The organism is Saccharopolyspora sp. NPDC050642, assembly GCF_040654735.1.
Taxonomy (GTDB): Bacteria; Actinomycetota; Actinomycetes; order Mycobacteriales; family Pseudonocardiaceae; genus Saccharopolyspora; species Saccharopolyspora elongata.
In genome coordinates, this window is sequence record NZ_JBFAIN010000042.1 from 1 (window position 1) to 21760 (window position 21760).

The following is a 21760-nucleotide window of genomic DNA, read 5'->3' on the forward strand; positions in this document are numbered from 1 at the left end:
CATACATAAGTCAGGGCACCCACAGTCCAGGGAGCCTCTGAGGTTCCGCCACCCGCACCGCCACGCAAAACGAGGTTGGAAAAACCTCAATGGAACTTGCGGGACCTCAGCGGAAGTCGGCGATGTGGTCGTCGACCCATTCCCGGAAGGTCCGCGCCGGGCGGCCGGTCACCTGCTCCACGTGCGGGGACACCGGCTCCGGGTCGTGGGAGATCCGCTCCCAGTAGTCGAGCGCCCCGTCGGCGAACGAGGCCGGCCAGCCGTTGTCCAGCAGTTGGCGCCGGGCGGCGCCCCGGGAGATCTCCTCCCAGCGCAACTGGCGCCCGATGGCTTCGCCGATCGTCCGCAGCTGCTCGCTCTGGGTCGACACCTCCGGCCCGGTCAGGGCGTACGTCGCCCCGCTGTGGCCTTCGTCGACGAGCACCCGCACCGCGACGTCCGCGATGTCCTTCTCGTGGATCAGCGGCCGGGCCGCCGCGCCGTACGCATCGCGGATCACGCCCTCGGACCGGATCGCGTCGGACCAGCCCAGCACGTTGCTGGCGAATCCACCGGCGCGCAGGAAGGTCCAGTCCGCCTCGGATGCCTCGATGAGCCGCTCCACCTGGGTGTGGAACACCTCGTCGTCACCCGCGCTGGTGGCCGACAGGTAGACGACGCGCCCGGCCCGCTTCGCGATCGCGTCCACGACCGGCGGCGCGAGCTCCGCCGACAGCAACGGCCAGACCAGGAACACCGACCCGACCCCATCGAGCGGCAGCGAGTCCGGGGCCGTCACGTCGCCTCGGACCACCTCCACCCCGTCCGGTGCCGCCACCTCGGCCGGGTGGCGCGTCGTCATCGCGCGGACCTCGACGCCCTCCGCCAGCAGCCCCTCGACGACATGCCTGCCCACCTTGCCGGTCGCACCCACCACGAGAACCTTGTCGCCGCTCATCCTCAGCACCCCTTCGCTCGACTGGCACGAACGCTAAGAGTTCGACATAACTAGAGGTCAACACCGCATCCGGCGGCTTGACCTCTAGCGCGCTGGAGGTTCGATGCTTGGGACCAGCACTGATCCCGTGACCCTCGGGGGCGAACAATGCCGGTGGAAGTCGGAATCTTCTTGCCCAGCGCGGCGGAGGCAGAGATCCGGGAGGCGGCCTACCACGCCGTGGACGCCGAGCTGGACGCCATCTGGAGCGGCGATCACCTCGCCAACGGAGTTCCGTCGCTCGACGGAATGCTCGCGCTGGCCACGGCGGCTGCCGTGACCGAGTGCATCGACATCGGTTTCGCCGTCTACCTGCCCGCGCTGCGCCCGCACGTGTGCGCCGCCAAGCAGATCGCGACGCTGCAACACCTCACCGGCGGCGACCGCCTGCACCTCGGCATCGGCGTCGGCGACCACGACAGCGGCTACGCCGCCGTGGGCCTCGACGCCGCTACGCGCGGCCGGCGCACCGATGAGTTCCTGCAGCTCCTGCCGTCACTGCTCGCCGGCGAGCCGACGGCGCTGCCGCACGGCGCGACCGCCCAGCTCGCCCCGGCTGCCGCCGTGCCGCCGCTGTGGATCGGCGGCTCCGCGCCCGCCGCGCTGCGCCGCGCGGCTCGCTTCGGCGACGGCTGGTTCGCCGAGCTGCACACGCCCGAGGAGATCCGGACGAACGCCGAGCGGCTGCGCGAGCTCGCCGAGCAGCACGGTCGTCAGGCGCCACACCTGGCGATCGCGATCCAAGGCAGCCTGGTCCAGCGTCCCGATGACCGCGTGCACGAACGCTGCGCCGAGAATCTGGCTAAATCCTTCGGCATTCCGGTCGACGAGGCCCGCGGCTACGTCGTCGCCGGGACTCCGGAGCAGGTCGCCGAGCAGCTCGCGGCGTACGCGGAGGCGGGCGTGGAGAAGATCGCGCTCGCCGTCGACGGCGACTGGCACGACTCCTGCGATCTGCTGGGCCAAGTCCGGCAGATCCTCACCCCGGGCGGGCGCCCGAAGTGCTCCCGATCGTCGAAGTGACGCCTTCGCCGGTGCCATCCGCCTGAAACCCGCGGCGGTGCGGGTAGCGCCGCCCGGACCCGACTCCAGACGGTGACCGAGCCCCCTCGCCGAACGCTGCAGCCCCGGCGTCCCGCACCGCCTCGACATGGCGTCGCGCTCCTGACGACGCGGAGCCCATCTCACCCGAGGGCATTGGTGGCGACGGTGGAGGTTCCGGTGTTGAGGACGGCGTCGAAGGCGTCGAGGACCGAGATGTGCAGGTAGGAGCTTTGCAGCCGGGTGCGGTCGGGGTGCGTGGCGCCGGGGGTCTGCGGGCCGGCCTCGCGGAGGCCGGCCAGGCTGAAGCCGAGGTCGGCGTCCGCGAAGGCGGCTTCGATGCTGCCCGGCTCGGGCTGCTCGAGCGTCGTGTTCTCGACGGTGAACCCGAACGGCGCCGCCTCGTCGGGTCGCATGTCCGCGGTGTGCCCGTCGGTGCTGGTCAGGCCGAGGGCGAAGTAGTCCTCGCCCAGGGCGTTGTGCAGGTACTGCCCCATCGGCAGCGCCGTGAGGTGACCGCCGAAGGAGATCGGGGACTTCAGGATGTGGGCGTTGTGGGCCGCCAGCGACGCGGGTTTCAGGTCCGAGCTGCTCCAGGTGCCACAGGAGCGACGCGGCCATGGACTGGTCCCGGGCCGAGGGGTCGGCGGTCAGGCCGCGTCCGGCGAAGAGGTCCGCCATCGCGCGGAACGAGTAGTCCGCGTGGCATGCGACTTCGAGGCGGCGCATCGCGATGTCGTATCGCCGCTGGTCGCCGCGGGAGACGTAGATCGGTTCGACGGAGCGGAAGCGGATCAGCAGGCGCGACAGGAGTGCGCTGAGGGCGTCCTGTTCGGCGGCGGCCATGCGCGTCCACCTCGGTGCGGCTGCGGACGCGGAGGGGCCGGCGAACGAACCGGCGATCCGCATGGCCTCCTGGATCGCGGGGAGGACTTCGGGGTCGATCTCGCGCAGGTAGTCGGCGACCGGAGCCAGGGCGGGCAGCAGGGAGCCGCCCGCGGCGGGGATGTCGACCCCGGCGAAGCGCACCGGCCGGGCGGCGGTGCGGTTGTACCGGCGCACCCAGCGCAGGGGTTCGCCGACTCCCACCGGAATGGTCGACGCGAGGTGGGCCGACAGGTCCTCGTCCGCGCCTTCCCTCTGCGCCCAGGCGTCCAGCGCATGGCCTTCGCTGAAGCCGAATTCGAAGGCCAGGACGGTGAATCCGCAGCGCTCGACGAGGAAGCGCAGGATGCGCTGGCGCATGGCGGAGAACTCGTCGATGAAGTGGGAGTTCTCGCCGACCGCGACGACCCGGGCCGTGCCGATCAGATCGCGCAGCGGCTCCAGGTCGTCCAGCGACGCCTCGGGGTCGAGGTGGGTGAGCAGGGTGGCGTGGTCGCGAAGCCAGGCGGCGAAGGGGGAAGCGGGCATGGGACGGCTCGATTCTCGGTGCAGGGTGGTGAAGGGGGACGGGGCGGAATGGTTCACCGGCCCGTTCCGCCAGTTCGGCGACGTGGGGGCACGTCACCGGATCCGCGCAGGCGTCGGAAGCCTAGATCTTCCGGCCCTCAGTAGAGGCGAAGCCCAGCCAGGTGTGGCGGTTGGCCCACCAGCACCAGCCGACCTTCGGGGCGTTGCGCCGCTCTCGTCCGTCCCGCCCCGTGCCGTTGCTGATCCACAGGGCCGGCGTGCGGGAGTCGAAGGCGCCGTTCTCCTTGCGCAGCCGGGAACCGATGGTCATGAAGCAGTGGTTGCGCTCAAGGGCCGCCGGCTGCTGGAGCACCCAGTGGATGCCCTCGGTGAGCAGCAGCGGGGTGCGTCCCTCCTCGCCGAGGGCGGGCAGGGCCTCCTCCGGGCTCCAGTTGGCCATGCCGTCGCCGCGGTCGAGACCGGTGACGAGGTACAGCGGAGCGTCTGGCAGGTCGACGCCGCAGGGCGCGAAGCGGTCGACGTCGGGCATGTCGGTGACGACGAAACCCGGCTTGCCGCCGTGGCGGAGCAGGGGTGCGATCGCGGAGGCGGGAGCGCGGTCCGGGTGGACGGCGAGCAGGGCGCCGCTGCTTTCGTTCTCGACGAAGGCACGCACATCGTCGGCGGCGATTCCCGCGAGCTCGTGCACCCCTAGCTCGATCAGACGCTCCGCCTGTGCGGCGAGAGGAGGCAGAGCGGCGGGGGAACTGACTGTCAAGGCACTCCTCGGTTCGAGGTTCGGGGCGATGAAGCTGAGCGTGGTGGCTGGCAGAGCAGTGCTCCTTGAACCTGGATCCGCAGTTTCAATTGAAACTGCGGATCATCGGCGTGTCGCACCCGACACGACGATGCCTGTGGACAACAGGATCCGGTCGCGGGGTTCGCCGGTCCGGACTTCACCCGCATGATCGCCGACAGCCCCACCCTGTCGGCCTGCCTGCGCGGCCTCCACGACCAGCGCGAACAGGCGCTGGCCGAGGCCCTTGCCGGCGGCGGGCGGCGGTCCGACGACATCACCGTCCGCACGGCCGCCGGGCTGCTGGGCACCGTGCACCGCATCCTGTTCCAGCGGATCCAGGAGCTCACCCTGGCCGGGAACACCGACGACGAGATCGCCGGGACAGTCGCAGGGGAAGCCGCCCGCGCCTTCGACCTGCTCGAACCCGCCCTCGGCGACTACGCGGTGGCCTGAGGCGAGCCGGTTCGGGTGCTTGCGAGGGGTGACTCGGGCACGCGATCGCGGCCATTGGTCGCGGCCGCCTCCTCGTCGGCTCGGCGCCAGGCGGCCTTCGCCAGGTCTTCGCGGCCCGCGCGGTGGTGCAGCTCTCCCAGCTCTCGCAGGGCCAGGGCTTGCTGGTAGCGCTCTCCTCGGTCGGTGGCCAGGCTCAGGCCCTGGTCGATCAGCACGCTCGCCCTCGCGAAGTCGCCGACGTCCCGGTGCGCCGCGCCCAGGTCGACCAGCACCTCGCTCTCCGCCGCCGGGCCCCCGACCTTCGCCACTATCTGGCGCGCCGCCTGGAGGTTCGCCGTCGCTTCCGAGTACCGCCCCAGTTCCCGGTATGCCTTGCCCAGGCGGTGGTTCGCGTAGGCGACCTTCGGCGTCAGGCCGTGGTCCGCGGCCAGCTCCAGCGCTCGGTGCAGGTATTCCAGCGCCGCTTCGTGGTCGCCCAGCCGACGGTGCGTGTCGCCGATGTCCGCGAGCGCGCTGGACTCCCCGTCGATGTTGCCCGCCTGCCTGGACAGTTCGAGCCCGGTCTGCAGGCTCGCCAACGCCTCGTGGAGGAAACCCTTTGCCGCCAGGGCATTTCCGAGGTTGCTGCGCAACACTCCCTCGCGGTACGGGTCGCGCCCGGCGCACAGCGACGCGCCTTCCCGGAGGTGCTGCAGCGCCTCGTCGAACTCGCCCAACCGGAAGCACACGACCCCGAGCGACTCCAGCGTGCTCGTCTCCTGCGCGCGGTCTCCCGTCCGCCGGTGGAACTCCAGCGCCCGGTACAGGTGTTCGCGCGCTTCCGCCCCGCGACCCAGCTCCAGGTAGGTCGCCGCCAGATCCGCCCTGGTCATCGCCTCGCCTGCGGCATCCTGCGCGGCGATCGCCGCGGCCAGCGCGGCCTCGTGGGTGCGCACCCAGTCGTGGTCGTGCCCGTAGCCGTAGAGGTACAGGTACTCGCGCAGCGACCGGGTGAGCTGCCAGGCGTGCGTCGGCCAGCCCCGCGCCGCGGCCAACCGCACCGCCGCGATCAAGCAGGCTCGCTCGGCGTCGAGCCAGTTCCTGGCTTCCTCCCGGGTGCTCAGGGCCGGGCGGTGCTCGGGTTCGCTGCCCACCAGCGGCACCTCGGGCTGGTGCGGTTGCAGCAGGCGCGTCGCGCCGGCCGTGCTGTGCAGGTAGAAGTCCAGCACCCGGGTGATCGCCGCGGAGCGCTCCGCCTCGGGTTCCTCTTCCCGCACCAGGCCCCGGCCGTATTCGGCGAGCAGGTCGTGCAGGCGGTAGCGGTGCCTGGTGACCACGTTGGCCAGGTGTTCGTCCACCAGGCGGTCCAGCAGGATGCGGGCGTCGGTCGCGGTGATCCCGGCCAGCGCGGCCGCCGCGTCGGCGGTGAACTCGTCGCCCGGGTGCAGGCCGAGCAGCCGGAACAGCCGGCGCTCGTCCTGCTCCAACGCCTGGTAGGAGAGGTCGAAGACCGTCCGGAGCCGGCGGTTGCCCGCCACCAGCTCGTGCAGCCGGTCGTCGCTCTCCTCCAGGCGCGCGGCCAGGTCCGACACCGTCCACATGCGACGCGACTGGAGCCGCCTCGCGGCCAGCGCCACCGCGAGCGGCAGCCGACCGCACAGCTCCACCAGGCTGCGCGCCGCCGCCGGATCCACCTCGACCCGGGCACGGCCGACCGCCTTGGCCAGCATGCTCTCGGCTTCCTCGGGCGTGAAGACGTCGAGCGGCATCGTCCGCGCCCCGTCCAGCGCGAGCGTGCAACGGCTGGTCACCAGCACCACGTTCTCCGGGCCGGACGGCAGCAGCGGCGTCACCTGGTCCTCGCTGGACGCGTTGTCCAGCAGCACCAACGCCTTCTTGTCGTAGAGCCGGTCGCGGAACAGCATCATCCGCTCGTCCACCCGGGACGGGATGTGGTCGTCGGGCACGCCGAGCAGCCGCAGGAAGGACGCCAGCACCGCGGCCGGATCGGCGGGCGGCTGGTCGGCGTGGCCGCGCAGGTCCACGTACAGCTGGCAGTCGCTGAACCGGCCGGTCGCCAGCAGCCGGTGCGCGGCGTGCACCGCGAGCCGCGTCTTGCCGACGCCGCCCATGCCTTCGATCAGCACGATCTCCACCGCCGAGCCGGCGGTCTGCGGCAGATCCTCGTGCAGCGCGCGGAGTTCGGCTTCCCGGCCGGTGAATTCGCCGATGTCCGGCGGGAGTTGGCGGTGCGCGCTGACCGGCGTGAACTCCGGGCGCGACACCTCCTGCCGCAGCACCCGCTGGTACGCCGCGCTGAGCTCCGGGCCCGGATCGGCGCCGAGTTCGCCCGCCAGCCTGCGGCGCAGCGCGTCGAAGACGTTGAGCGCGGCGGCCTGCTGGCCGCTGCCGGCGAGCGCGATCATCAGCGCGGCGTGCACCGCCTCGTGCAGCGGATCCGCATCGGCGACCCGCTGCAGGTGCGGGAGGACTTCCTGGTGGTGCCCCAGCTCCGCGGCGACGGCGGCGTATTCCACCAGCACAGCGTGGTATTCCCTGGTCAGCGCGGTTATCAGCGGATGCGCCTGCAGGCTGCCGAGGCCTTCCAGCGGTTCACCGCGCCACAACGCCACGGCGTCGGCGAACAGCGCGCGGGCCTCGGTGGCCTCCCGGGCCTGGCGCGCCCCGGCGACCAGCCGCCGGAACACCATCAGGTCGTGCTGGCCCTCCGAGACCGAGAGCTGGTATCCGCCGCGGTCGGACACCAGCACCGGCGTCTCGTCCGAATCGGCCTGCAACCGGCGTCGCAGCCGGGAAACCCGGGACTGCAGCAGATCCGCCGACCCGGACGTGGATCGCTCGCCCCACACCGCCTCGATCAGCGAATCCCGCGCCACCGGCGCGTTCGGCGACAGCGCGAGCAGGCCGAGCAGCACCCGCTGGGTCTCCGATCCGGGATCCACCGACTCGCCGTTGACCGCGACCTTCAGCGGCCCCAGCACCTCCACCCGCAGGCCGCTGCCGCCCTCGCCGCCTGCTTCGCGGATCAGCTCTTCCAGCTCGATCCGGGACAGCGCGAGGACTTCGGCCAATCGGCGCAGCGTGGTTACCCGCGGTCGAACCACCCTGCCCTGCTCCACATCGCGCAGTCCCGCCGCGCTCAGCCCGGCCTGCTCGGCGACCTGGAGCTGCGTAAGACCAGCTCGCTTGCGGAATCCGCGAACCAAGCCCCCCAACTTGCTCCCGGTCGCGCCCACAAGACCACCTCAATCGGAGTTCGTTCGAGCCGTTGGTGATGAAGCGCCGCAGCGGACCGCGGAAGCCGGCGACGGCACGCTTTCGCGTGTCCGCACGACAGTTCCGACGCAGCGGCACCACTTTTGGTTCCACCGAACCGTTTCCGGCCTCGTCGCAGCACACCGTTCTCGTGAGTGGCAATGGTCGTTCCGGCGACCATTGCCACTCACGACGCGGAGTCGCCTTCGGACAGTGCCGCACCGGCCGCCGCGACGATCTCGCCGACGCCGTCGCCGCCGATGATGAGTTCCGTGCCGCTGCCCGGGTTCAGGCACAGGACGTGCTGCCGTTGCGGCCAATTGGCGGCGAGGACGAGAAATGGCAATTGCGTGAAGTGCTCGACCTTCGCCGCGGCGCGGGAGAGCATCTCCGCCGAGGTGAACACCGGGATCGCCGAACCCACCAGCAGCCAAGGGAAGTTCGTGTCGTCGACGTCGTCGGTCAGCGGACGCGACAGCGGCAGCACGACGTCGGCGTCCACCAGCGCCGCGAGGTAGGCGTCGAGGTCCTGCAGTTCGACGGCCGCGGCCAGCGCTTCTTCCAGTTCGTTCGCCGGCGGGACGACGCCGGGTTCCGCGCCGTCGCCGAGCTCCACCAGGCAGTCGCGCCGGATCTGCGCCTGCACCACCGCTTCCGCATCCTCGGCGGGCACCAGGAATTCCTCGCCCGCCGCCATTCGGGCCAGCGATTCCGGCGACATGATTGCGCCGATCGGCAGATCGAAGTTGAGCGCGAAGCAGTAGTCCGGGTGCGGCCAGTTCTGCGCCAGCGCCGCGGCGTCGACTTCCCGGTGGCCCGATGAGAACGGTCCGAGCACGTGGGACAGCGCTTCCGGCGAGGTGAAGGCGAAGACGTGCGCCCGCTCCAACGGGATCAGGTCGTCCAGCTCCCGCCGCAGTTCGGTGCCCGGCTCGGGCAGCACCGGCAGGTACAGCGGCGCGGACAGCACGATTTCCGCGAACCGCTTGCTGTCCCCCGCTTCCAGCGCCGCGACCAACTCGTGCTCCACGTCGTTGGCCGGTTGCCATTGCGCGTCCAACCGAAACCGCCCTTCCAGTAGGTCGTTCCACGAACAGTAGTACTTCCGAAGAGCCGTTCTGGGGTACGTTGTCCCCCAACGGTTCCCGGCGAGATTTGCTCGGAGTTATGGCACGCACCCTCTTGGTCTCCCCCGAACAGCGCGGTGCGCTCCCGACGATTCGCGACGCCCTGGAGGTCGCCGACGACGGCGCGGTCATCTCCATCGCGCCCGGCGAGTACGAAGAACCGGTGCACATCCGCCGGAAGCGCGTGACGATTTCCGCCCGCGAGCCGGGCACCGTCACGATCCGCTCGCCGTTCCGCGACCAGCCGACCGTTTCGGTCGTCGATGGCACCGTGGAGCTCAGCGGGCTCGCCGTGTTCGGCGACGTGCAGCCCGCGATCCGGATCGCCGGTGGTAGCGCGCAGATCTTCGACTGCGCCGCCACCGCCGGGTACGCCGCCGCGATCAGCATCGGCGACGGCGCCGACGTGGCGTTGCGCGGCAACCGGATCAGCGACTCGCAGTGCGGGCTGATCGTCGAAAACGCCGACGGCGTGGTCGAAAGCTGCGAGGTCCAGGACATCGTCGACGATGCCGTGATCGTGCGGCTCGGGGCGCGCGCCGCGCTGCGGCACTGCACCGTGCGCGGAGCCGGTTTCCGCGGCGTCTACATGTACCAGGCCAGCGGCTCCAGCATCGAGCGCTGCGACATCTCGCAGACCGGCGAGGCCGGGATCGCGGTGGCCGACCAGACCTCGCCGAACATCGTCGAATGCTGGGTGCACGACACCCAGGGCGTGGGCATCTCGGTCGGGCGCGGCTGCGGCGGCGTGATCGAGGACTGCCGGGTGGAGAACACCGCGCCGCCCGGCGTGCTGATCGACGAAGGCGCGCGCACCGAGGTCCGGCGCGGCGCCGAGTCGAAGCCGCCGGTGGGCGCCACCGCGACCAGCGGCAACCATCAGGACCAGGAGAAGATCGACGAGCTGCTCGCCGAACTCGACGGCATGATCGGCCTCACCGGCGTGAAGTCCGAGGTGCGGGCGCTGATCGACGAGATCCAGGTGAACGAGTGGCGGCGCAACGAGGGCCTGTCGGTCAACGCGGTCAGCAACCACCTCGTGTTCACCGGCGCGCCCGGCACCGGCAAGACCACTGTGGCCCGTACCTACGGGAACCTGTTGAAGGCGCTGGGAATCCTGCCCAACGGGCGGTTCAAGGAGGTCTCCCGCCGCGATCTCGTCGGGCAGTACATCGGGCACACCGCGGAGAAGGCCGCGTCGGCGTTCGACGAAGCGCGCGGCGGCGTGCTGTTCATCGACGAGGCCTACACCCTGTCCCGGCCCAGCGGCGGCGGCGCCGACTTCGGGCAGGAGGCGATCGACACGCTGGTCAAGCTGATGGAGGACCACCGCGACGAGGTCGCCGTGATCGTCGCCGGCTACACCTCGGAGATGGGCGAGTTCCTGGCCGCCAACCCCGGCCTGGCGTCCCGGTTCGCCAAGACCCTGGAGTTCGAGAACTACACGCCGGAGCAGCTGGTCTCGATCAGCGGGCACCTCGCGCGCGGCGACGACTACCTGCTCGGCGACGACCTGGACCTGGCGCTGCTGGAGTGGTTCACGCAGGTCGACCGGGACGCGAACTTCGGCAACGCGCGCGAGGCGCGGAAGCTGCTGGAACGGATGCGCAAGTCGCAGTCGACGCGGCTGCGCAACCTCGGCCGCCGCCCCTCCCGGGACGAGCTGCGGACGCTGAGCCTCGACGACCTCCTGGACGCCATCCGCGAGTGACCCCGCCGCAATTTCCATTGAAATCGAACCTTCGATTTCAATGGAAATTGCGGACCCGCCCGACCCTGGCACGGCGTTACCCCGTTTCCCGGTGCAGCAGGGTGGCGGCGGCCTGGGCCGCCCGGTGGTAGGGCGGCAGGTCTTCGCCGGTCCAGAACACCTCCACCTGCGGATGGTCTTCGCCCACCACCGCGAGCTCTTCGTGAGCCTTGAGGACGAGGTCCCAGGCCAGTTCGGCCCACTCACCGGTCACGCCGGTCCTCCTCGGCGTTCTGCGGGGCACCTTCGCCCGCGTGGCCGGGGCGAACCGGCGGCGCGGCTCGTCCGTCCTCCCTGGCCACGATCGCCTCGAAGTCGCGCGGGAACGCGTTCAAGATGTCACGCTCGTACCGGACCTCGGCCGCCCCGATCGCCTCCCGCCGAACCGCCCCCGCCAGCTCCGGATTCGACACCTGCCGGGTGCCGGACCTGGGCGGGAACACCGCCTCCCGGGCCGCCGCGGACTGTTGATCGGCAGGGTTCTCGGGGGCCGGCGTGGCGGCGTCGAGCTGCCGCAACGCCATGCCCGCCATCAGGTCGAGCTGCGCACGGCTGTCCGGCATGCGCCGCAGCGGGACGGAGTCCGCCGACTCGGGTGACCTCGCCGCCACCAGCTTCCCGTCCTCGACCCGGAGCGCGGCCCGCCGCCCGTCGGGCAGCTGCGCGTCCCACTCGTCCGGGGAGTCCGGGTGCCGTTCGACGCCCAGCTTGCCCATCAGCTCCGCCACCGCTTCCGCGAGACCCGGCTCGGCGGGCGATCCGTCGGCCGCGCCCTTCGGTGCCGGTGGATGCGCGTGAGCGGCCGGGGCGTCGGGATCGGTGTGGTAGGCGAACGCGCCGTGCAGGGGGCCGGGCCGGTCGCCGGGCGTGCGCGGAACCGTCGACTTCCAGGACATGACCCCGTCGGCGTCCACTGTGAACTCCGCGTTCGGTCCCGGCCGACCGGTGCTCGACGGAGCCATCGGCCTCGGCGGAGCCGGAGGCTTCGGCTCGGACGCGGACTCCGGTGCGGACGCGGGCTGTTTCGGGGTGAAGGGTTTCGGCGCGAACGCAGGCTTCGGCGGAACCCCGGGCTTCGGCGCGAACGCAGGCTTCGGCGGAACCCCGGGCTTCGGCGGTATCGCAGGCTTCGGCGGTATCGCAGGCTTTGGCGGGGCCACCGGCCTCGGCGGGGCCGCAGGCTTCGGCGGCACCATGGGTTTCGGCGGGTACGCGGGCTTCGGCGGGGCCACCGGCCTCGGCGGGGCCGCAGGCTTGGGCGGCACCGCCGGTTTCGGCGGGGCCGCAGGTTTCGGTGGCGCGGCAGGCTTCGGCGGGAACGCCGGTTTCGGTGGGAACGGCGGCTTCGGGGGCGCCGGGGGCTTCGGCGGGGCCGGGGGGCCTGCGGGCGGTGGTGGCGTCGGGGGCGCCGATGGTGGTGGCGGGGCCTGCGGTGGTCGGGGCGGGGTGCCTTGCTGCACCACCTGGCCGTCGCCGGTGATGCGGAACCGGGTGGTCGAGCCGTCCGGCGCCGCGACCGACAGGTCGACCTCGACCGCGGCCCGCTCGTCGAAGGACAGCTCCGCCGCCAGCCCGCGCGCGAGCTCGACCGGGTCCAGTCCCATCCCGTGGGGCATCAGGTCCAGTCCGGCCAGCAGTTCCCAGCGCTGCCCGGTGAGCTCCGACGCCGCCGCCAAGATCTCGTCGACCAGCCGGTACCGGGACGACGCGTCGGCGTCGAAGCGCGCCATCCAGGCCCGTTCCCGCGCGATCGCGTCGACACTGCTCCCGGGGTCCTGGACGAGCATGGCGCGCACCTCGTGGAACGCGTCGTGCCAGCGCTGAACCGCGTCGTCGAAGCGATCCCGGCCCGCTGTGGGGAGTTCTTCCCGCGCCTGCGGCACCGCCGTCGCCGCGCGCTCCAGCTCGTCGACCGCGTCCCGCAGCTGCCGCACGCCGTCTTCGACCACCGGGTGCGGCGCGGCGCGGCCGATCTCGTCGAGGAATTCGCGCAGCTCCTCGGCCATCCGCTGGTGGTGCGCCACCAAGGCGGCCGTCTCGTCGCTGATCAGGCGGAGCTTCGTGCCGGGTCCAGCCAGCTCGGGATGCTGTTCTCGCACGTGCGCGGCGAGGGACCGGTGCGGCTGCTGCGGATCGTGGCCCGGGAGTTCCGCCGCCGACCGCATCGCGGCGTCCAGGTCGAACGCGTTCTGCTCGGCCGCCCGCTGCCGCCCCGCCAGCGCGCGCAGCACGCCCTTGAGCTTGCCTTCCGGCAGCTGCGATTCCTGGGTGAGCTCCCACGCCCGCTGCTCCATGAGGCTGCGCTGCAGCTCGGGCAGCAGCTTCGCGGGGATGTCGACGAGCACGTCCACCGGTTCGGCGTTGACCTCGACCCGGCGGAGCTGATCGCCCGGCAGCCCGGTGTCGGTCAGCTCCTGCACGGCGGCGGTCACCGAGAAGCGGGTCCGCAGCCGGACCAGCACGTGCGGCTCGAAGCTCTCGCCCTCCAGCTGCGTCCAGGAGCCGACCTGCTCGCTCGCGGAGCTGTCGACGGTGCTGCTCGCGTTCACACCCGGCACGCCCCAACCGGCGGTCAGGTCGCCGGGTCCGACGTCGCTCTCGCTGCCCGGCAGCGAGCCGGAGAGCCCCGCCGATCCCGTTCTGCTCTGCCCGTGCCCCGTCGTGAGGTTCCGCTGCGCCCGCTTCAGGGTGTACGGCCCGTGGTCGCCGGGTTCGTAGCGGTGCAGCACCTCGACGTCGAAGTTCCGCAGCTGCACGCCGACCGCGACGCTGTGCTGCGGCGACACCGCGAACTCGTCCACGATCTTCGGCCGGCCGTCGGACAGGTCCGCCCAGAGCGATTTGCCGTGCCCTGGCGTGAACATCTGCTGCACGCCGCGGACGACGTTGTGCGCCTTGCGCAGGCCCAGCGGCCGCGCCCAGTCGGCGCGGAGCACCTGTCGGACGGCGGTTTCGGCCGACGAGAGCAGGTCGGTGAGGCTCCACTCGATGATGCGGCTCTCCGCCTCGGCCGGCAGTCCCGTCAGCCTGCGGAAGCCCGCGCGCTCGTGCGGGCCGAAGGCCGTCGGCCGGGCGCGGTGCATCGCGTACTTGAAGACCAGCGTTCCGTCCGAGGTCCTCGTGTGCACCTGCGGTTCGCCGGTCACCGCGCTCTTCACGGTGCCGAGCAGGCCGACCGGAACCTCCTGCAACCGCGCGGTGAACCGGCCCTCGGCGGGGCGCTCGAAGCGGGCCAGTCCGGTCCCGTCGAGCACGCCGGGCTCGTTGACCTCGGCGTGCGAGGTGGACAGGCTGGTGCGCTGGCTGCCGCTGCCGCCGACGCTCCCGGTCTCGCCGACGTCGCCGATCGGCGAGTCCTGCGTCTCGCTGAGGTCCCCGGAAACACCGGCGGTTCCGGTCGCGCTGTGCGTGATCCTGGCGTTGGCCCGGTGGCGGTAGCCGACCGCCGCGACCGCGCCCGGTTCGGTGCCGACGGTGGTGGCCGGGCCGGTCGGGGTCACCTCGTAGGTCAGCGAAAGCCGCATCCACCGGCCGTTCTTGCGGACCAGCCCGGTGAACAGGTCGGTGCCGCCGTCGGCGAGCGCCTGCCGCTGCGTGTTGTTCAGCGCCGCGCCGGGCGCCAGCGCGCCGCGCAGCCGCTCCTCCAGGCCGGTCGTCTCGGCCACGTCCTGGCCGAGCTCGGAGAGCAGGTCCAGCGCGTGCTGCAGCGGCCGCCCGTCGCTCGACCGCCAGCCGCTCACCAGGCCGGGGCCGATGCCGCTGCCGGTCACCGGGCGTTCCGGGTCGCGGTGGTACTCCGGCGGCCGGAATCGGTTGCCCAGCACCACTTCTTCGTCGGTGTCGCGCAGCAGGCGCGCCAGCTCGGCGAGCGCGTCCGCGTCGTTGCTGTCGGCGGCGGCCCGCGAGTTCGGGTACTCCGCCAGCGCGCGATCCACCAGCCGCCGGTCGATGTCCGCGCCTTCCAGCCCGAGTTCGGCGGCCCGCCGCTGCACCGCGCGAGCGGCGACCCTGCGGTCCAGCGGCAGGTCGTTGTTCTCCCAGGCCGTCAGCATCTCGTCGACCATCGCGGACGGGACGGCGGCCACGACGAGTTCCAGCCCGTTGGCGTAGAACTCCATCACCTGCTGGGCGGTCAGCACGAACTGGAACCTGCCCGGCACGGTCTCCGCGCCGATGGCGGCGGGCAGCACCCGGGCCGCCGCGGCTTCGCCCGCCGCGACCGAGATGTCCAGGTCGGCTTCGAAGGTGAGCGCGTCGAGGTAGGGCGTGATGGCGTTCTCGTCGTCGCCGCCGGAGCGCCCGCGCTGGGCGGTCGTACCGCCGGCACGGCCACCGGAGCCGCCGGCGTTCGAGTCCATGCCCGCCAGCACGCCCGGATCGGCGACCGAGGCCGTGGTCCCGTCCGCCCGGCCCGCGCGGAAGTCGTGCCCCGGCTGGGAGAGCGCCAGCGGGCCCGTGCCGACGCCTTCCAGCCGGTTCAGGACGCGCAGGCCGGTGGGCCGGGCCGTGATCAGCGCCCGGCCCCGCACCTGCCCGTGCGGGTCGCGGGTCCGGATCAGCTGGCCGTCGGAGAGCCATTCGCCCGCGTGCGCGAGCGCCGTCGCGTTGCTGGTGTCCACCCAGGCCGCGGTGGTCGGCATCCGGCTGCGCACCGCCGAGTCCAGGCCGCGGGCGTCGAGGTGCAGCAGGGACTGCATGCCGGTGAACAGCTCCTCGAACTCCGCCTCGTCCCGGATGCGCACCGTGGGTCCGGCCTCGCGCGCGCCGTCCGGGCGCACGTCCGTCGGGGTGTAGACGTCCAGGACCTGATCGGCGATCTCCTTGCGCACCTGGTCGCCCGCCGCGTCGCGGACCGGGGCGCCGGTGGCGTCGACCACGCTCACGGTGAGGGTCAGCGGCACCCGCCACAGCGAGCTGCCGCCCCGGTACTCCAGCCGGGAGCCCGCGTTCTGCGAGTAGCTGAACGAGTCGGCCGCGCTGCTGCTGGGGCTGCGGCCCCAGACCATCTGACCCAGCAGGGCGCTGGCCTCGCGGAGGCGGCTGCGCGCGAACTCCATGCTGGTGCCGATCGAGGAACTGGTCAGCAGCGCGCTGACCCGCTGCGTCCGGCCGACGCGGCCGATCTCCTCGGCTCGCTCGGCCGCCCACCGCGCCTCGACCTTCACCCAGCGCAGCTCCACCTGCCCGGATCGGCCGCGGGTCTCGACCGGGATGCGGAAGCCGTCCTGCATCGCCTCGGCGAGCCAGGTCTGCGCCTTCTCCTCGGTGAACTCGGCGAGGATCGCGTCCACGTCGCCGTACCGGTCAGCGAGCGCGGCGCGCAGGAACTCCCGTGCCTCCGGCACGCCGGTCAGCTGGACCACGCGGTCGAGCAAGGTGGGGCCGCTGTCCTGCAGCTGGCCGGGGTTGGGCCGGTGCGGGCGATCCGGCAGCGTCAGTCCTTTGTGGACTTCTGGCACTTCGCGCGTGGTGGTGAGCGGCTTCCCATCGGCCGCGGTCTGCGCGCTTCCCCGCGCGTCGAGCACGAGTTCCTGGACGGTCGTGGTCGCGATCGCGCCGTCGGCGTCGTAACGCAGGTCTTCGCGGCCGACCGGCAACCCGTTGCGCGCCGCGTCCTGCGCCACCAGCTGCACCCATCCCCGGCCCGTGACCTGCGTGATCACCGGGCGCGCCGGCTGGTCGACCTCAACCTCCGTGGTCACCTGCACCCGGTAGGTGTGCTTGGGCCGGAAGTCGAAGTCCTCCATCGTCATGAAGTGCCCGGTGCTGGTGTTCGTGCCGGCGGAGGCGCTGCGCCCGAACATGTACCGGACGGCGGCGACCAGCTTCGGGCCCAGCGACGACCCGACCTGGAATCCCCTGGTCAGCCCGGTCGAATCGGCCGCGGCGCGGTAGGCCGCCCCGATCTGGCCGTGGCCCAGCTGCTCACCGGCCGCGTGCGTCGGCGCGGCCGCGTCCCATTGCACCTGGGACCGCAGCGTCACCTGGTGCGACGCTCCCCCGGGCAGGCCGACCTCGAAGCTGAAACCGCCCGGCTGCAAGGCGGTTCCGATGCGTTCCTGCCGCTGCACCTGGTACAGCACCTGCGTGCGGACCGAGCCGTCGTCGCGCAGGTCGGCGGGGAGTTGCGCCAGGACGGCGTCCACCACGCGGCTGGTGTCGTCCAGGCCCGCAAGCCGACCGGCGCGGAGCAGATCGGCCTCGTCGCGCGTCGCGCCTTCGAAGACGACGGTTTCGCCGAGCGGCTGCTGGTGGGCCGCGTTCAGCCACACCTTCACCGGGCGGTCCGCGGCCACCTCGGTGCCGGCGCCTTCCTCGGCCCGGATCCAGAGCTTGACGTCCGTCAGGTCGTACTGGAGGACGTCGCCGCGGAACTGGTCGGAGGACGAGACGTGGCCGAGCTGCGCCACCGAGGCGCCGTGCGAGTTGGTGGTGCTCCACCGGCCCTGCGGGTCGGCATCGAGCGTCTCGCCCGACACCAGGCTCACCGGCACCTTCCCGGACAGCACGATCTGCCGGCCGCCCGAAGCGGCGTTGCCCAGCTCGGGCAGGCTCAGCAGCGTGGTCTGCCGCCTGAGGAGCTCGGCGTCGGTGCCCACCTGGGTGGCCTCGCCGAAGGTGATCCCGACGGAGAACAGCTGACCGTCGAGCGCGAGCGTCCGCCCGTTCTCGTTGAACAGGTCCGGGAACGCGGCCAGCAGCAGGTGGTTCAGCTCGGCCGGGGTCAGCCCGTCGACGCCCTGCTGCGCCAGCCACGCCACGGCCTCCGACATGCCCGGCAGCTCCCGGTCCACCGGCGCGGCGTGCGCGAGCGCGACCTCCGACGGCTTGCCGCCCGGAACGCTGGGCGGAGCGCTTGGCGCACCGGGGCCTGCCGCGTTCGCGCCGCGACCCGGCAGGCCCTCGTGCATCGCACGCAACCCCGCCTCGATCTGGGAACGCATCTGATCCGGTGTCTCGGCGGCGGAAACGCGCACCTCGCCGAGGTCCACCTGGCGCAGGGTGCCGGTGCCGTCGTCGAGCCAGGCCGGGGCGCGCACGTGGACCTCGCCCGGCGCCAGGTCCGGGTCGACCGTGAGGTTGGCCGCGACATCGGTGCCGGATTCGCCGTAGTGCACCAGCAAAGTCCCGTCGGGCTTGCCCGCTATCGCGACGGCGTCGGATTCCGCGGTCGCGGGCGTCGTGCTGGACTGGCGGCGGGCGATCTCCTCCTGGAGCAGCTGCTCCGCGTCCTCGCGCGAGCCCGCGTTCCCGGGTTCGACCTGCAGGGTGCGGGGCGCCGCCTGCCAAACGTCGCCTTCCGTCGTCGCGTCGCCGCGGACGGGGGCGTGGCCATGCGCGGCTGCGAACTCGCCGGGCGCGAGGACCGGGCTGGTGGCGAGCAGATGCGCCATCGACTCCAGCAGGCGTTTCCCGCCGAGTTCCAGCGCCTCGGCCGCGTTCGACGTCGTGGTGGTGGAGATCCGGATCTCGGCCGGCGCCGTCTGGACGTACCCGGCCGGGGTCAGCTCGAAGCCGCCCGGCAGCACGTCGAACGCGCCCGCGGGCACGCCGTCGTCCAGGCCCAGCTTGACCTGGACCACCTGGCCGCCCGGGGCGTGGACGGTGAAGATCCCGGTGTTCTCGTCGAAGGACCCGAGACCGCGCTCGACCAGGCTCGTGAGCTGGTCGGTCGGCCCCTGGCGGGCGAGCTCCGGCGAGCGGACCGGGTCGGCCGGAGCCTCCGGCGGTTCCAGGCGGACCTGCTGCGCCTGCGGGACCGGGCCGGGCTCGCGCAGCGTGGGCGCGGGCTGGGCGGGTGCGGTTTGGGCGGAGGTGTCCGGCGCTGTGGCCTCGCCGGATTCGGTGCTTCCGCTCTGCTCGGCGGTTTCGGGGCTTGGACCGTCCGGTGTGGACGGTTGTCCGGACTCCGCTGGAGCGCCGTTGTCCGGTTGCGTGACCTCGGACGAGGAAGTCCCGGGGCTTCCAGGTGCCGAGGTGTCGGGTGCACCCGTCTCGGCGGCACCTGCCTCCGACGCCTCAGTCCTGGGGGTGCTCGTGGTTTCCGAAGTGCCAGCGGGGTTTCCGGCCTCCGCTGCACCGGCGTTCTCCGCCGTCCCGGCAGGGCTAGAGGTCTCGGCGGCCGGAGTGCCAGCCTCTGCCTCGCCTGCCGAGCTTCCGGCTTCTGACGTGTCCGGGAGGTTCCCGGTCTCGGTCACGCCGGACGGACCAGCATTCTCCGTCGTTCCAGCAGAACTAGAGGTCTCGGCGGCCGGAGTGCCAGCCTCTGCCTCGCCCGAGCTGCCCGGCAAGTTCCCGGCCTCTGGCGCACCGGCCGGACCAGCATTCTCCGCCGTCCCAGCGGGGTTTCCGGCATCCGGCGAACCGGCCGGATTCGCCGCCTCCGGCGTCGTGGCGCTGCCGCCGGGCTCTCCTGGGCTGGTGGGCCGCGTTTCGGCATCCGGGGTCTCCGCCGTGTTCCCGGAGCTCGGGCGGCCGGACTCGGCCCCACCCGAATCCGGACGCCCGGCGTCCGGCGCACCCGCTTCGCTGCCGGTGCCCGGCCTCCCGGCCTCGGTGGTCCCGGTCTCCGGAGCCGGTTCTCCCGATTCCGGTGCGGTTTCCCCGGCCTTCTCGCCGTTCTCCCGGCCGCCGCCGTTCTCGCCGTCCGCTCCGTCGTCGGCGCCGGATGTGGAGGTGCCCGAACCTCCGTTGCCCGAGCCGCCACCCGAACCCGCCGAGCCGCCCGCAGCTCCGCCACCGGGGCGCACCCCGCCGGGGCCCTGCCCTGCATTGGACCCACCGGAACCCGACCCACCGCCGGAACCGGCGCCTCCCGCACCTGCCGCTGGACCGGTGGCATGAGTGCCGCCCATCGAGCCGTTCCCGGTCGGAGCAGCGGCGGGTCCGTCGCCCGTGAGCGCCGGGGCCTGGCCGCCCGCGGGCGATGCGGCCGTGGCCGGGTCTGCGATGAAGTTCGTCAGGTTCGGGGCCTGGCCGGTGCTGATCACCGACATCAGGTCGAAGGCCTCGGTGACCTCGTGGAAGCTGCGCTCGCCGATGCGCTGCTCCCACAACCCGCCGACCGCGCCGCCCAGCGCCGCCTGCCCGACGCTCTCCGCGGTGATGCCCTCGCCGCCGAAGAGCCGCCCGGCGCCGCCCGGCGAGGTCACCGCCGTGGCACCGACGAGCCCGGCCACGCCGCCGGCCGCGCCGAGCGCCACGAATCCCGAAGTCTTGCTCGCCAGCCCCAGCGGGGCTCCGCCGAGGCTCGCGCCGACGAAGGCCGCCGCGGTGGACCGCGGGTCGTAGGAGTACCGTCCGTCGGTCTCCAGCACGGTCTTGACCTGGGCGAACACGTCCGCGCCGATGCCGAACTTGAGCGCGCTCTGCAGGCCGTAGCCCACCATCCGCTGGCCCAGGATGTTGCCGGTCGTGAACGCCTTGGTGCCCGTTCTGGTGGCCACCCCGCGTTCGAAGGTCCTGCGCACGGCGTCGTCGACCAGCCGCGCCTGCTCCCGGCTCAGCGCCGACGCGAACGGCACCGGTCGCCCCGCGAGCCTTGCCGCGATCTGCTTCTCGACCGCCTGCCGCATGGCGGCGTTCTTCCGAACGCTCTTCGCCGCCGCCCTGCGCAGGGCCGGCGTGGTCCCGGCGCGGGCGGCGTCCATCGCCATGTGGCGCATGATCCGACCGGACTGCTGGCGCGCGGCCGAGCGCGCGAGCTGCCTGCCGAGCGCTTTGCCACCGGCGGTCTGCCCGATCCTGGTCGCCGCGCGTCCGGCCGCCGTCGTGCCCAGCCTGGCGAACGTCCGGCCGCCTAGCTGCGCCGCCGCGGTCCCGGCGCGCATCCCCAGCTTCCGCAGGGTCTGCTGGATGAAGATCGCGCCGACGCGCTGCAACGCCTTCTCGACGGCCACGCGGGTCGCGTTCCGCGCCACGATGATCGACGGTGGCACGGTGACCATGGAGGCACCCCAGGTCGGCACCGCCGCGATCGCCGCCCGGATCAGCTCGTAGCACAGGAGCAGCAGGCTGGCCTGGAAAGCGCTCTTGGCCAGCACCACGCTGTTGTTGAACTTGAAGGCTCCCTGCGCGTACGAGCCGGCCGTGGTGACGTAGTCGTTCGCAGCCTGGGAAAGCTTCATCACGGCCATCTTCATCGTGGGTGCCGCGATGCCGCCGTTCCAGCCGGCGGTGACGTCCTCCGCAGCTCGCTGTGCTTCCCGGAGGAATTCGACGGCGCGTTCGGCCTCCGCCACCCACGCCTTGCCCAGCTCCGCCGACAGGTCCTCGTCGGCCTCCGGGTAGTCGCCGATCAGCAGGCGGAAGACCGAGCTCAGCCGCGGGAGCACGATGGGCGAGTGGAACCACGAGCGCAACCATTCGTTGAGCTCGTCGATGTACACGTCCATCTGCTCGCCGAAGTCCACCACGCCCTGCGCGAAGGCGTCGAGCGCATCGGACGCGCCCTCACCGACGCCGCCGTCACCCAATGCGGACCTCCGCGGCCGAACCCGCCATCACGCCTCGACGTTCCGGTGCTGGTCGGCGAAGTAGTCGTCCACCGTGCCGTAGCTGCCCAGCGCTTCGATGCCGTTCTCCGCGATGATCTTCAGCTGACCCGCCAGGTGCGCGCGGTTCTCGAACACCGCGTCGGAATCCGGGAAGTTCGCCTTCCCCTGCTGTCCGATGCGGTCGCCGCCGAAGGTCCGCGGGTTGTCCATCAGCTCCGAGATCCGCTCCTTGCTCGCGTCCGCCCCACCCTTGTACGCCTCGCCGTACTGGCCGAGCCGCCGCAGCAGCGCCGCGACCGCTTCCGGGCCGCCGTTGACGTTCAGCGCGTCGCTCATGACTGGTCCGCCTCTCCGCGATTCACAGTTCCGCCTCTCCGCGATTCACAGTTGTGGTTACGTCCCGGGTCAAACCCGCGTTTTGCGGTTTCTTGTGGCTGGGTTGCGTCACGGTCCCCTGAGGTGCGGTTGAGC

11 protein-coding genes and 1 pseudogene are annotated in these 21760 nt (G+C 72.3%); 3 read left to right on the forward strand and 9 right to left on the reverse strand.

Annotated elements, in window-relative coordinates; genetic code table 11:
• Positions 1-106: 106 nt before the first annotated feature.
• On the reverse strand, positions 107-937 hold the full coding sequence (locus AB0H93_RS37310) for an NAD(P)H-binding protein (protein WP_358579957.1): 831 nt from the start codon (positions 935-937) through the stop codon (positions 107-109).
• 147 nt (positions 938-1084) lie between these two features.
• Here AB0H93_RS37310 and AB0H93_RS37315 point away from each other — a divergent pair, with 147 nt between their 5' ends.
• On the forward strand, positions 1085-1999 hold the full coding sequence (locus AB0H93_RS37315; RefSeq protein ID WP_358579960.1) for an LLM class flavin-dependent oxidoreductase: 915 nt from the start codon (positions 1085-1087) through the stop codon (positions 1997-1999).
• Positions 2000-2160: 161 nt separating this feature from the next.
• Here AB0H93_RS37315 and AB0H93_RS37320 read toward each other — a convergent pair whose 3' ends face one another.
• The 3 genes and pseudogenes from AB0H93_RS37320 to AB0H93_RS37330 form a co-directional block, all read right to left on the reverse strand.
• The gene (locus AB0H93_RS37320; RefSeq protein ID WP_358580088.1) at positions 2161-2598 is read right to left on the reverse strand and encodes an erythromycin esterase family protein; all 438 of its coding nucleotides are present in this window, start codon (positions 2596-2598) and stop codon (positions 2161-2163) included.
• Positions 2599-2653: 55 nt separating this feature from the next.
• Positions 2654-3430, reverse strand: a pseudogene (locus AB0H93_RS37325) (erythromycin esterase family protein); the annotation flags it as partial.
• A 121-nt stretch (positions 3431-3551) separates the two neighbouring features.
• Entirely contained in the window at positions 3552-4187 is a 636-nt protein-coding gene (locus AB0H93_RS37330) for a DUF5701 family protein (protein ID WP_358579963.1), read from the reverse strand.
• A gap of 186 nt (positions 4188-4373) precedes the next feature.
• Between AB0H93_RS37330 and AB0H93_RS37335 the strand changes: the two genes are divergently transcribed.
• Positions 4374-4661 (forward strand): hypothetical protein, encoded by a 288-nt coding sequence (locus AB0H93_RS37335; RefSeq protein ID WP_358579965.1) that lies wholly within the window; start codon positions 4374-4376, stop codon positions 4659-4661.
• Here the strand turns inward: AB0H93_RS37335 and AB0H93_RS37340 are convergent.
• Together AB0H93_RS37340 and AB0H93_RS37345 are read right to left on the reverse strand one after the other, a co-directional pair.
• Positions 4646-7867, reverse strand: a complete 3222-nt coding sequence (locus tag AB0H93_RS37340; protein ID WP_358579968.1) for a BTAD domain-containing putative transcriptional regulator — start codon at positions 7865-7867, stop codon at positions 4646-4648. The two genes, AB0H93_RS37335 and AB0H93_RS37340, sit on opposite strands and share 16 nt — an antisense overlap.
• 236 nt (positions 7868-8103) lie before the next feature.
• Entirely contained in the window at positions 8104-8976 is an 873-nt protein-coding gene (locus AB0H93_RS37345) for an SseB family protein (RefSeq protein ID WP_358579970.1), read from the reverse strand.
• A 107-nt stretch (positions 8977-9083) separates the two neighbouring features.
• Here AB0H93_RS37345 and AB0H93_RS37350 point away from each other — a divergent pair, with 107 nt between their 5' ends.
• Positions 9084-10754 (forward strand): right-handed parallel beta-helix repeat-containing protein, encoded by a 1671-nt coding sequence (locus AB0H93_RS37350; protein WP_358579972.1) that lies wholly within the window; start codon positions 9084-9086, stop codon positions 10752-10754.
• A 76-nt stretch (positions 10755-10830) separates the two neighbouring features.
• Here AB0H93_RS37350 and AB0H93_RS37355 read toward each other — a convergent pair whose 3' ends face one another.
• The 3 genes from AB0H93_RS37355 to AB0H93_RS37365 are packed head-to-tail and all read right to left on the reverse strand — an operon-like array spanning position 10831 to position 21625.
• Complete coding sequence (locus AB0H93_RS37355) at positions 10831-11007, reverse strand: hypothetical protein (protein WP_358579975.1); 177 nt, start codon at positions 11005-11007, stop codon at positions 10831-10833.
• The gene (locus AB0H93_RS37360) at positions 10997-21268 is read right to left on the reverse strand and encodes a hypothetical protein (protein WP_358579977.1); all 10272 of its coding nucleotides are present in this window, start codon (positions 21266-21268) and stop codon (positions 10997-10999) included. Before AB0H93_RS37360 ends, AB0H93_RS37355 begins: the two co-directional genes overlap by 11 nt.
• A gap of 27 nt (positions 21269-21295) precedes the next feature.
• Entirely contained in the window at positions 21296-21625 is a 330-nt protein-coding gene (locus tag AB0H93_RS37365; protein ID WP_358579979.1) for a hypothetical protein, read from the reverse strand.
• Positions 21626-21760 lie beyond the last annotated feature (135 nt).

Excerpts from the sequence above, each read along its gene's own strand:
- AB0H93_RS37335 (WP_358579965.1), top strand. The coding sequence starts at position 4,374 with ATGATCGCCGACAGCCCCACCCTGTCGGCCTGCCTGCGCGGCCTCCAC.
- AB0H93_RS37365 (WP_358579979.1), bottom strand. The coding sequence starts at position 21,625 with ATGAGCGACGCGCTGAACGTCAACGGCGGCCCGGAAGCGGTCGCGGCG.
- AB0H93_RS37310 (WP_358579957.1), bottom strand. The coding sequence starts at position 937 with ATGAGCGGCGACAAGGTTCTCGTGGTGGGTGCGACCGGCAAGGTGGGC.
- AB0H93_RS37315 (WP_358579960.1), top strand. The coding sequence starts at position 1,085 with ATGCCGGTGGAAGTCGGAATCTTCTTGCCCAGCGCGGCGGAGGCAGAG.
- AB0H93_RS37350 (WP_358579972.1), top strand. The coding sequence starts at position 9,084 with ATGGCACGCACCCTCTTGGTCTCCCCCGAACAGCGCGGTGCGCTCCCG.